Origin of the sequence: Bacillus sp. S14(2024) (assembly GCF_050473785.1) — a bacterium.
In the GTDB taxonomy this organism is placed as follows: Bacteria; Bacillota; Bacilli; order Bacillales; family Bacillaceae_G; genus Bacillus_A; species Bacillus_A yunxiaonensis.
Window position 1 is genome coordinate 1,535,421 of the sequence record NZ_JBFLUP010000006.1, and the last position, 11,327, is coordinate 1,546,747.

The 11,327-nt window shown below is 34.5% G+C and carries 10 protein-coding genes and 3 other annotated features; of the genes, 3 read left to right on the forward strand and 7 right to left on the reverse strand.

What is annotated here, in order from left to right; genetic code table 11:
* From AB1279_RS08285 to AB1279_RS08295, 3 genes are read right to left on the reverse strand one after another with little or no spacing between them, the layout of a single operon-like run.
* Nucleotides 1-681, reverse strand: a complete 681-nt coding sequence (locus tag AB1279_RS08285; protein ID WP_429758390.1) for an HAD family hydrolase — start codon at nt 679-681, stop codon at nt 1-3.
* Between the two features lie 33 nt (nt 682-714).
* Complete coding sequence (locus AB1279_RS08290) at nt 715-969, reverse strand: YbeF family protein (RefSeq protein WP_429758391.1); 255 nt, start codon at nt 967-969, stop codon at nt 715-717.
* A gap of 27 nt (nt 970-996) precedes the next feature.
* The gene (locus AB1279_RS08295; RefSeq protein WP_429754160.1) at nt 997-1,671 is read right to left on the reverse strand and encodes an MOSC domain-containing protein; all 675 of its coding nucleotides are present in this window, start codon (nt 1,669-1,671) and stop codon (nt 997-999) included.
* A 263-nt stretch (nt 1,672-1,934) separates the two neighbouring features.
* Nucleotides 1,935-2,159 (forward strand) — a binding site (T-box leader).
* A 47-nt stretch (nt 2,160-2,206) separates the two neighbouring features.
* Nucleotides 2,207-2,431: a binding site (T-box leader), on the forward strand.
* Between the two features lie 47 nt (nt 2,432-2,478).
* Nucleotides 2,479-2,703: a binding site (T-box leader), on the forward strand.
* A gap of 236 nt (nt 2,704-2,939) precedes the next feature.
* On the opposite strand from AB1279_RS08295, the gene AB1279_RS08300 reads away from it, so the two are divergent.
* Nucleotides 2,940-4,304 (forward strand): amino acid permease, encoded by a 1,365-nt coding sequence (locus AB1279_RS08300; RefSeq protein WP_429754161.1) that lies wholly within the window; start codon nt 2,940-2,942, stop codon nt 4,302-4,304.
* Nucleotides 4,305-4,650: 346 nt separating this feature from the next.
* Here the strand turns inward: AB1279_RS08300 and AB1279_RS08305 are convergent, their stop codons facing one another.
* Nucleotides 4,651-5,181 carry a DinB family protein gene (locus AB1279_RS08305; RefSeq protein ID WP_429758392.1) on the reverse strand — a complete coding sequence of 177 codons (531 nt, stop codon included), beginning with the start codon at nt 5,179-5,181 and terminating at the stop codon, nt 4,651-4,653.
* Nucleotides 5,182-5,467: 286 nt separating this feature from the next.
* Nucleotides 5,468-6,133, reverse strand: coding sequence for a TetR/AcrR family transcriptional regulator (locus tag AB1279_RS08310; RefSeq protein ID WP_429758393.1), 666 nt, complete (start codon nt 6,131-6,133; stop codon nt 5,468-5,470).
* Nucleotides 6,134-6,283: 150 nt separating this feature from the next.
* On the opposite strand from AB1279_RS08310, the gene AB1279_RS08315 reads away from it, so the two are divergent.
* Together AB1279_RS08315 and AB1279_RS08320 are read left to right on the forward strand one after the other, a co-directional pair.
* On the forward strand, nt 6,284-7,252 hold the full coding sequence (locus tag AB1279_RS08315) for an aldo/keto reductase (protein WP_429754165.1): 969 nt from the start codon (nt 6,284-6,286) through the stop codon (nt 7,250-7,252).
* Between the two features lie 48 nt (nt 7,253-7,300).
* Nucleotides 7,301-7,813, forward strand: coding sequence for a DinB family protein (locus AB1279_RS08320; RefSeq protein ID WP_429758394.1), 513 nt, complete (start codon nt 7,301-7,303; stop codon nt 7,811-7,813).
* A 262-nt stretch (nt 7,814-8,075) separates the two neighbouring features.
* On the opposite strand, the gene AB1279_RS08325 is transcribed toward AB1279_RS08320, so the two are convergent.
* Entirely contained in the window at nt 8,076-9,143 is a 1,068-nt protein-coding gene (locus AB1279_RS08325) for a M24 family metallopeptidase (RefSeq protein WP_429758395.1), read from the reverse strand.
* A 408-nt stretch (nt 9,144-9,551) separates the two neighbouring features.
* Nucleotides 9,552-11,261, reverse strand: coding sequence for an Rqc2 family fibronectin-binding protein (locus tag AB1279_RS08330; protein ID WP_429758396.1), 1,710 nt, complete (start codon nt 11,259-11,261; stop codon nt 9,552-9,554).
* Nucleotides 11,262-11,327: the final 66 nt, after the last annotated feature.

The following is an 11,327-nucleotide window of genomic DNA, read 5'->3' on the forward strand; positions in this document are numbered from 1 at the left end:
TTATGCAATTATATTTAGTAATTCGTATAGGGTGTCTATAACAGGAACATCACGGCATTGTGTTTTTTCACTACGATTTAGCCATATTCCATGCATCCCAGCCTTTTTACTGCTGAGGGCATCAGTTTCTAATCGATCACCAATGTAATAGCAATCTTGAAGTGGACGTTTCGCTTTTATACTAGCTACTTGAAAGATGGTTATATTAGGTTTTGCCACACCTATTTCACTAGAAGCGATAATGAGATTGAAATAATGTAAGATATATAAACGACGTAGTTTTTCAATTTGCTGATCATAGTCTCCATTACTAATAATACCTAATGAGTAACCTTTTTGTTTTAAAGTATTTAGAACATCGATTACGTCTTCATATACTGTCCAATTTTCTTCATATAAGGTTAAATATAGCTTGAATTTTTGATCAGCTTCTTCATGAGTTAAATGAATACCGTACGTTTGGAAAAGGTCTATCATTCGTAATCTTTGTTGTTCCTGAAACGATAATTTATTGGATAAAAATTGATTAAAATATTGTTCTGAAAGTTGGTTCCATAGTTTGCTAGCTTCGAGTTCCTCACCCAAAAAAATGTGATTATGCTCACGGAAAAAATCAAGGATACCATTTTTTTCAGCAAACTCATAATCAAGTAAAGTGCCGTCAATATCAAAGAAAATCATGGATAATGCTCCTTAACTTAAAATGTAATACGATTATTGCTTTTTATCTACCTCCTTATTTCCTTTTACAAATAATAGCGTCATATAAGAAACAAGAAACGAAAAAATACTATACATCCCTACCCAAAAGAAAAATGATCGATTAAATAATGTTACTGCTACAATAAGAAAAATCGCAAATGTAATAATAGGCATTATATAATACGTCTTTGTAATTCGTGTACCCATAACAGAAAAAATAAAGACAAGTAACGGACAAATAAATAATGTGAATATAACTTCACTCACGCGCTGTCCTCTTTTCCTATAAGTTTGTTATTTTCCTGTTAAACGTTTTTCTGCACTCGTTTCTTTTCCCTCTAATCGCTTCGTAAATGTATTACGCCAGCTTTCTGATAAAGAATCAACTGCTAATATGCTTTGTATTCCTTCTATATTATGTTTATCATGGTGCATCATTTCATTTGCGAAGGCAATTGTTATATGATGTTCATTTTGTTCTATTCGTTTAATTTCATCAGAAGGGGAAACGGTTCCTTCTTCTAATACTCGTACGTAAAAACCAGTGAAGCCTGTGTTTTGAACAAGAAGCGGGAAATCTTTTCTATGATAGCGATATGCTAGCTTATAACAAGGTTGTCTTGGCTGCGTTACTTGTACGAATGCTTCTCCTATTTTATATATATTGCCAATACATACATCAGATTCTAGTAATCCTGTAATTGTTAAATTTTCTCCAAATGCTCCATATGGAAGCTGTTGTGATAACTCTTTTTCCCAATATGGATAATGTTCAAATGCATATACACAAACAGCTTTATCTTTACCGCCGTGGTGTTTCAAATCCGCTTGCCCATCCCCTTCAAAGTTGAGTAATGATAAATATAAAGGTTTATTAACACTTTCTTTAAACAGACCTGTTTCAATTTCTTTCCCTTGAAACTGTAATTTTTGCGGTGTTCCGATATTGAGGGAAATGATGTGTGGCATAAGTATCGCACCCTTCTGTTATATATATGGTTTATATTACCATATATAATCTGGAGAATTACGGATTTCATGTAGTATTCTCAAACATAGCTTTGATGAGAAACTATGTTTGAGAATGGAGTACAAGAGAAACATCACTACAATCGTTGTTACAATGAGCCTGATAATAACCCGAAAAAGTAGCTATTGTTAACAGAAAATTACAGGAATAAAAAATATTGATTTTTTGTTACATTTATTATAAGATACTTTATAAGTAAATAAGATAAGCGATGAATGGAATAAAGTAGTGTATGTTCTCCCTGTTAAAGAGAGCTGGCGGTTGGTGTAAGTCAGTACAAAGAACAGCATGAATTACAGTCCAGGAGCATCTTCTTCGAGCGAATTGTAAGGGGAAGACGGTGAAGAGCCGTTATAGAGAATGAAGAGATTGACATATAAAGTTTGTCAATAATTAGGGTGGTACCGCGAATAAAATCGTCCCTACTGATTAATTTCAGTAGGGATTTTTGTATTTTCATAACAACTAAATAATAGATAAGCGATGAATGGAATAAAGTAGTGTATGTTCTCCCTGTTAAAGAGAGCTGACGGTTGGTGTAAGTCAGTACAAAGAACAGCATGAATTACAGTCCAGGAGCATCTTCTTCGAGCAAATTGTAAGGGGAAGACGGTGAAGAGCCGTTATAGAGAATGAAGAGATTGGCATATAAAGTTTGTCAATAATTAGGGTGGTACCGCGAATAAAATCGTCCCTACTGATTAATTTCAGTAGGGATTTTTGTATTTTCATAACAACTAAATAATAGATAAGCGATGAATGGAATAAAGTAGTGTATGTTCTCCCTGTTAAAGAGAGCTGGCGGTTGGTGTAAGTCAGTACAAAGAACAGCATGAATTACAGTCCAGGAGCATCTTCTTCGAGCGAATTGTAAGGGGAAGACGGTGAAGAGCCGTTATAGAAAATGAAGAGATTGACATATAAAGTTTGTCAATAATTAGGGTGGTACCGCGAATAAAATCGTCCCTACTGATTAATTTCAGTAGGGATTTTTTATTTGCTTTTAAAAGTAGAAGTATCTAAATGAAGGATTGATGATTATGTTTTTAGGAGGCTTATAGGCCTTTATTTTTAAAAATTTGATTTAGATAAAACCGAGTCAAAATAGTGTTGTAAAGGAGGTGAATAGCCATGGAAGATGGCTATTACTATGTAACATTACTTGCAAAACAATTAAAAAAATTAGGAACAGAAAGAGGAAAAAAGAATGAAGAAAGATGGCTTAAAAAAAGAGTTATTACCTAGACATGTTCAATTTTTAGCGTTAGCGGGAATGATTGGTACGGGCATTTTCAAAGGGAGTGGAGATACTCTAGGGATTGCCGGGCCTGGTGTAATTGTTTCGTACTTACTTGGTGGATTATTAATGATGATTGTTATGGTGGCTTTAGCTGAAATGGCTGTTGTTTATCCAAATCATAATGTTCAACATTTAGTTCATAAGGCTTTTGGATTTCATGTATCATTTGTAGTTGGATGGCTATACTGGATTAACTGGACACTTGTTACAATTGTAGAAATATTAGCGGCAGGCTCTTTTTTACAATTTTGGTTTTCAAATGTACCTCTTTGGTTATTAAGTGCTATTTGTGCGCTTTTAGTTGTGGGGATTAACAGCTTTCAGGTAAAATTCTATGGCGAAATGGAATTTTGGTTTGCTAGTATAAAAATTCTAGCACTGGTATTATTCATCCTTTTAGGTGGAGCAGTCTTATTCGGACTAACGAGTTTTGCTCCATCGACACCAACGGAACATTTATTTGGTCATGGGGGATTCTTTCCAAATGGTATTAAAGGGGTATTTAGTGCTTGTTTTATTGTAATGTTCTCATTTGGAGGATCTGAGTTAATAGGGGTAGCAATTTCTGAAACAAAAGACGTTGAAAAGGTTTTACCTAAAGTGATAAAGGGTGTTGTTTGGCGCGTTATCATATTTTATATCTTGCCCATTACAATTATTGCTGGATTAATACCTTGGAATCAAGTTGCAGGAAATGAAAGTCCATTTATACAAGTAATGAATGCCATTGGTATCCCAGGTGTTGCACATATCATGAATTTTGTTTTATTAACTGCAGTTCTTTCAGCTGCGAATTCAGGAGTTTTTGCTACTTCTAGAACAATGGTTGCGTTAGCTGAAAAAGGAGAAGCTCCAAAAATATTGAAAAAAACTGCGAAATCAGGTGCACCAATTATTGCAATCTTTTTGAATGGCTTATTATTATTGATAGGTGCAGGGCTAGCATTCTTTGCTCCAGATAGTATTATTGGAACAATGATGACAATTCCAGGATTTACAATGTTATTGCTTTGGCTAAGTATTTGCTTTGCACAACTTAAATTACGTCCTAATTATTCAACAATGCCTAATTTTAAAATGAGTTTTTTTCCAACTACGACTATTATTGGAATCGTGGGATTATGTATTATTTTCATAGGTTCAACGTTTAGTAATGGAATTTCAGTCGGAACAGTGGTTTGTTTTACAACTTTAGCAATTTTAATTGGTTTTGCTTTACTTAAAGGACGGAATAGAAAGAAAGAAGACACACAATTAAAGCATATAAGTTAAATTCATGAGGGCAATAAGTATAGCCTATTTTAAAACTTGATAGAGTAGGGACATTAATCCAATAACCATCAGAGCACGCTTCTATTGAATAGGTGTGCTCTGTCATATTTGAAGATAAAGAGTGTGAATCTGGGGCAAAAAAAAGTATATAATTTCATTTACCGAAATAAAAATGTCTTTTACTTAAATGAAAGAAAGTGAAACTTCCATCAATGGGGGCTTCATTCTCCACTGATGGAAAGCTCTCACCAATCGGAATCGTATTGCTAAAAAGTAGCGGGATAAATCAAAGTCATAATAAAAAGATGTACTACTTCACGTATACAGTAATACATCTTTTTGTATATTATTTTACGGAATGAGCTTGTTGCATCTTTTTAATAATTCGAATTTGTCCACGATGACTCAATTCATCTTCAAACACATGAAACCATTTAAAATAATTATTTGCTGGCTTACCTTCCCAAAATGGAGTTGTTTTAAATAACCATTCGTTTGGAAGGGATTGGAATGTGGCGATGGTTTTATTGCGTACTTCTTGTAATGTGTTAATGTAGAAGTCTAATGATTGGTTTTTAATTTGTTGGCGACCAAGATTCCCTAGTTCAACGCCTGGTAACCAGCGTTCTAGTTCTTCCTCTGTTGGTTCTCTGTCTTCGAACGTATGAATTTGATAATAAAATTCAATAGCCGCCATGTGATATAGAAGCATACCAATTGAATTTGCGTTTTCATCATATAAATAGTCTAATTCTTCAATTGTTAAATCTTGAACAGCACGTAGTGTCGAGAAGCGTGCATAGTTCATCATAGAAACAAGTTTAGAAAAATCATCGCTTAATCCGTCAATCTTATCAATTAAAAATAAATTTTCCATTACAATCCTCCTGTTATGAAATACAACCTTTTAATTTAGTTCTCGAAATAGGAGGAGATTCCTGTTTTTATATAAAATAAAGTGAGACTTCGATCAGTAGGGGCTTCATCTCGAGACTATTTTCTTCGTTTTCTCTGAATCTTGAGATGGGGGTCTTACTGCCCGCAAATAGCGAGATAAAGCGAAAGCACCTCTATAATTCGTATTTTTAGTATGAATTATAGAGGTGTTTTTTTCGTGTATTCGTGTTCACTTCAGACGAAACAAGTGTTAGTTGATGTTCGTTCTATATATAATTCGATACTTTTTGCACGATGTATTGTATCGTTGATTTCATTTTTTCATCATCTACATTATTTCTATATTCATGGTGGATGACTTGATGCTTTTTAAGCATGTAATAATCAAAGAGTGCTTGATATAAAGTCATATTGTTTTGAATTAAGATTGTAGGTTCAAAGAACTTCCGTAGTAGTACATCGTCTTGGATCAGAATGAGTGTTGGATTTATAGCGTTGAACACTTCTTTTTCTATATGCTCCTCATAGAATTTTTTTAATTGATTATTTCGTTCGTTTTGAGCTTGTATGATTTGTTCATATAGTACTGAAGCATTATGTTTTAAATCTGATAGAAAGGCATCAGATATGTAAAAAGAGATGAGTAATGATTGTTCAAATGTTTTTTGAAATCGCTCTCCAAACGGAACTGTTTCTTCAAAAATAGTTTGATCAATACTAGTAATATATTCGGCATATATTTTGACGATGTATTGGATAATCTCTTCTTTTGATGAGAAGTATTTGTACATAGTTGCTTTACTAATATCCATATAACGAGCAATATCATCTGTTCGTAACGGGCTTATTCCTTGTTTTTTTACGATCGGTAATAATTTGAAAATGAGCTGTTTTCTCATTTCTACTTGATTATCAATATTTTTATTTAACATAACAACCCTCCTTGCAATCCATTTATTATAAATAAATTTATGAATTTATACAAATTAAACTAATTAAACTAAAAATGTAAAAATAGTTTACTTGTTTTCGATTGTATGTTACTCTCTTTTTACATTATCTTTTCGAAAGAAGGCGAACTTATGAAAAAGAAGAAGTTAGGTTCACAAGGATTAGAAGTATCGGAAATGGGATTAGGTTGTATGGGAATGTCTGAATTTTATGGTCAGACAGATGAGATAGAAGCGACCAAAACAATTCATCGCGCTCTCGAGCTTGGAATTACAATGTTCGATACGGCTGATATTTATGGATATGATGAAGAGGGAATGGGAACAAATGAAAAACTAGTAGGGAAAGCATTAAGGGGATTTCGGCATGATGTGAAAATTGCAACGAAGTTTGGAGCACTGCGAAATGCAACAAAAGCGTTAGGATACAACGGTTCGCCTCAATATGTGAAGGAAGCATGTGAAGCAAGTTTAAGAAGATTAGGGACCGATTACATCGACTTATATTATTTACATCGCGTTGATCCCAATACACCAATTGAAGAAACTGTAGGTGCGATGGCAAAGTTAGTGCAAGAAGGAAAAGTACGTTATATCGGACTATCTGAAGTAACAGGTGAGCAATTAAAAACAGCTCATGCAATTCATCCAATTTCAGCTGTTCAAACTGAATATTCTCTTTGGTCTCGCGATCCAGAGAAAGATATTTTACATGGTTGTCGTGAATTAGGCGTTGGATTTGTTCCATATAGTCCACTTGGCCGCGGATTTTTAACGGGGAATTTAACAAGCCGTGATCAATTAACACCTGATGATTGGAGATACTATAATCCACGCTTTTCAGAAGATGCATTTGCTTCTAATATGAAAATTGTTGAAGGAATTAAACAGCTTGCATTAGAGAAAGAATGTACGCCTGCACAATTAGCGCTTGCTTGGGTCGTTGCACAAGGTGAAGGAATCGTACCAATTCCAGGTACAAAGCGAGTGAAGTATTTGGAGCAAAACGTAGCGGCTCTTGAAATAACTTTAACAAAAGAAGAACTAGCATACTTAAATACGATTGCACCTATTGGTGATACGTTTGGTAATCGATATTAAGATTGGTAATCTATAATAATTAATTGAAAAGGAAAAGGATGGGATGATGTGCATACAGAAAGCAATCATTTGATCAATGAATCATTTGCTAGAACGTTAGTAAAATCATTACGGGGAGAACGTGGGCATATTCCGATTAAAAATGCAATTGCAGATATTGATTGGAAACTATCAGGAAAACAAGTAGAAAACATTCCGTATTCCATCTACCAACTAGTGATGCATATGAAGTATTGGCAAGAATTCCTCTTACGTGGTTTACATGGAGAAAAACCACAACTTCCAGCGCACGTGAAGGAGAGTTGGCCAGTTGAAAATATGGCGAAAAATCAAGAAGAATGGGCGGAGATTATAAGACAATTTCTAGCGGGAATCGATACTGCTTGTACAATTGCTCAAACTACAAAACTTGATGAGCCTTTAGCGCAGTATCCAGATGTAACGCGGGCGGATACGTTACGTAATATTGCTTCGCATAATAGTTATCATTTGGGGGAAATTGTATTGCTGCGTCGTTTATTTGAGGCGTGGCCTCCACCTAGTGGCGGTTATCCAATTTAAGAAAACAAAAGAATATAGCTCTTCTCACTAAGTCATAGTGAAAGAAAATGGATTCTGATGATTTGTTGGTATGGAACAAAAATAACAGGCTTCTTTATATTGAAAGATGCCTGTTATTTTTTATGATTATTTTCCCTAATAGTAATCGACCATCTCAAAGTTATGCAAAAAAAGAAGATAGGTGAGGAAGTCCGTAAAAGTTCGATTGATCAGATTTCATGAATAGTGGAGTGAAGAAACCCCCACTATTCAAAGTTTTGCTTTACCCCAGAACAATAAGTTCTCTATTAGCGTGTGTAATCACTTCATAACCAGTTTTCGTAATGACAATATCATCTTCAATTCTACAACCACCCCAATTCGGGATATAAATACCTGGTTCTACGGTAACAACCATTCCTTCTAGCAGTGTGTCTGTACTATCTTTTGATAATCTAAGAGGTTCATGAAGTTCTAATCCAACGCCATGGCCTGTTGAATGACCGAAGTATTCACCGTAGCCATGTTCAGTAATGTAATTTCTTGTAACATCATCAATCGTCTTTGCGGATTCACCTGGGCGAATTGCTTCAGTGCCGCGTTTTAAAGCTTCAAGTACAATGTTGTAAATCTTTACAAATTCCTCAGAACAACTGCCAATTGCAACAGTCCGTGTTAAATCAGAACAATATCCGTTATAAAGTGCACCAAAATCTAATGTAACAATATCCCCATCTTCAATGATTTTACTTGTAGCTACCCCATGCGGGAGAGAAGAGCGAGTACCGGAAGCTACGATAATGTTAAATGATGAAGAGGAAGCACCTTGCTTTCGTATGAAAAATTCTAATTCATCTCTTATATCCCATTCAGATACACCGGGTTTTAGGAAAGTTGTAATATGTTGAAAGGCATCATCCGCGATGCGAGCTGCAATTTTAATCATTTCAATTTCGGACTCTTCCTTCACGGTACGAATTGTTTCTATTATTTCATTTACATGAACAAGTTCGATATTTATATAATTTTTTAACGCTGTATATTGTTTCAGCGTCATATTATTTTCTTCTACACCTAATTTGTTTATTTGTAATCTGTCTACTTGCGCTGCAATTTCTTGTTCTATATTGCCTTTATGCATAATGATTTCTGCTTCGTGTACTTGTGCTTTCGCTTGATCTGTATAACGGAAATCTGTAATAAATACTGCATTTGTAGGAGAGATTAAGACAACTCCAGCAGTACCTGTAAATCCAGTTGCATATCGGCGATTTTCTTTTTTTGTAATCAGTAATCCGTCTATTTCGTATCGATGTAGCTGTTCTTGTATTTTCTTGATTCTTGAAACCATTTTAATTCCTCCCTTTCATCTCCTTATATAAAGCAATAAAGGTGCCAATATTTTTTATCCCGCTATTTGCGGGCGGTAAGAGCCGCACCTTAAGATGTAGAGGGAAGCTTTTTTTATTGATGTCAAATAATATAGACACACAAGACTATTTTGTGTCTATATTATTTGACATTAAAAATGATTGTGTAAATTTTTTTAAACAGTTTTAGAGTATTATAAATGTTCAATGGAATATTAAAATTCACTAGTGTGTTTCGTGAGCGGTTGCTTATTTTTTATTGGAAAATTACTTTTTTTGAAAGGTATAGCGGGAAAAGATAACGTATTTTATGAAGAAGTAAATAGTGAAAAATGAACGAAAAAGAGATGATTACGGTTCGTTACATACCATAATCATCTCTTCGTATTTTAAACCTTTAATTTCATCACAGTATCTGCATCTGGTGTAACATATACTGTTTGTTGATTATCATATGTAACAAATCCAAGCTTCGCTCCACTCGGCTTTTTCACATGACGAATTTTTGTATAATCGACTGGAACAGAGCTAGATTCTTTTGCTTTACTAAAGTAAGCAGCCAGCTTTGCCGCTTCAACTAATGTTTCATCGCTTGGCTCTAATGAACGGATGACTACGTGTGAGCCTGGAATGTCTTTCGTATGAAGCCAAATTTCATCACGGCGTGCGAGTTTATTTGTTAAATAGTCGTTTTGTTTGTTATTTTTCCCGACTAAAATTTCAGTTCCATCACTTGCGATATATTTATCTAATACAGGTTTTGATGGTTTCTTTTTTGTGTTTTTCGCCTTGCGATTACGCATATATCCTTCTTCGGCTAGTTCTTCACGAATTTCTTCAATATCTTTAGAAGAAGCAGCTTCCATTTGCTGTAGTAAGCTATCAAAGTATCGTATTTCTTCATTTGTTTTTTCGATTTGTTCTTCAACGATTGCTACAGAATTTTTTGCTTTTTGATATTTTTGGAAATAACGCTGTGCATTTTCTGATGGTGTGCGTAATGGATCTAGGGTAATCTTTACAGTTCCATTATTTTCATCATAGTAATTGATAACCTCAACTTCTTTGTCGCCTTTTTTCACTGCATACATATTGGCTGTAAGCAATTCGCCAAATAATTGATATTTATCTGCTTTACTTGCGTCTTCTAAAGTCTTTTGCAATTTAATTAATTTTTTTTCGTTTTTTGTTTTTTCATTTTGCATAAAACGTTCTAAATCATGGGCCTGTTGTTTCACTCGGTCGCGTTCTGCTTTACCGAAGAAGAACCGATCTAGTAATTCGCTTACAGATGAGAATGCTTTCTCTTCACCTTTTAAGTGTGAAAGTGGGAATAAATAAAAGAATTCTTTCCCATTAGCAACCATCATCGAAGGCGTATACTGATGCTGTAGCAACGGTTTTTGTAATGTGAAAAATGCTTCGGATAATGCAAGTTCATTGACCATACCAGCCTTTGCAACCACTTCTTTTGCAAATAATGGAGAGATCCCTGTAAAAGCTCCTACGAGTTGCTTATCCATATTTCCTACTAAAAAGTCGAGTGGTCTAATAAATTCTTCTTGCCTTTCAATTTGCAGTGGATTGATTTTCTGTTGCGTTGGCGGTGCAATATATTCAGCTCCAGCATATACAGTACGGTGCCGGTTTACCGCTAAGGAAACGTGTTTTAGGCTATCCAAAATTATATTTGTTTTGGAGTCTACTAAAATGATATTGCTATGACGCCCCATGATTTCAATAATTAATGTTTTTAATGATTCATCACCAATTTCATTACGGCTGCGAATCGTAATTTGAATAATCCGCTCCAAATCAATTTGTTCAATCTTCTCAACAAATCCACCTTCTAAATGTTTACGAAGAAGCATGCAAAACATTGGCGGTAATGCAGGAGAATCATAATTTTGTGTTGTAAGATGCATACGCGCGTACGTTGGGTGTGCGGAAAGAAGTAGTTTTTGATTTTTTCCGTATGCCCGAATATGTAACAAAATTTCATATTTTGACGGTTGATATATTTTTGAAATTCTTCCTGTTTGAAGAGAATTTGCAATTTCATGTGTGATCGCTCTTGTAAATAATCCATCGAATGCCACTTTGAACACTCCTTTCTCACTAAAAGTTAATTATAGCATTTTTTCGGACGAGGCTGAATAAGCTTT